Raw genomic sequence first — 317 nt, forward strand, 5'->3', positions numbered from 1 at the left:
TTCGCCATCAATTCCATTCGCACTTTGCTTGGGTGATTGAATATTTGCTCACGGGCCAATTGTTTGGCTCGATTAATACCATTTTGCACATTTGTATCACAATGTGCAAATAGACTGCCATTGAGTGTTCCGGCTAGCAGCGACTCACTATTAGCAACAAAAGCATCGGTGACAGTATTGACCAAGCGCATCATCGCGCGCGCTCGTAGTGATGCTAGGCTTTGCCTAACAGACATGTGTGCTGGCAGACTAATATTGCTCGGCCGCTCACCAATCAATTCATAAAATATGGTGGCGACATCGCTATAGGTTAGCAT

The 317-nt window shown here is 45.7% G+C and carries 1 pseudogene; it reads right to left on the reverse strand.

Annotated features, from left to right (window positions below):
* Positions 1-194: pseudogene (locus AAEZ06_RS26970) on the reverse strand (deoxyguanosinetriphosphate triphosphohydrolase); the annotation flags it as partial.
* Positions 195-317 lie beyond the last annotated feature (123 nt).

This window comes from Pseudomonas sp. HY7a-MNA-CIBAN-0227 (genome assembly GCF_040310325.1).
Taxonomy (GTDB): domain Bacteria; phylum Pseudomonadota; class Gammaproteobacteria; order Pseudomonadales; family Pseudomonadaceae; genus Aquipseudomonas.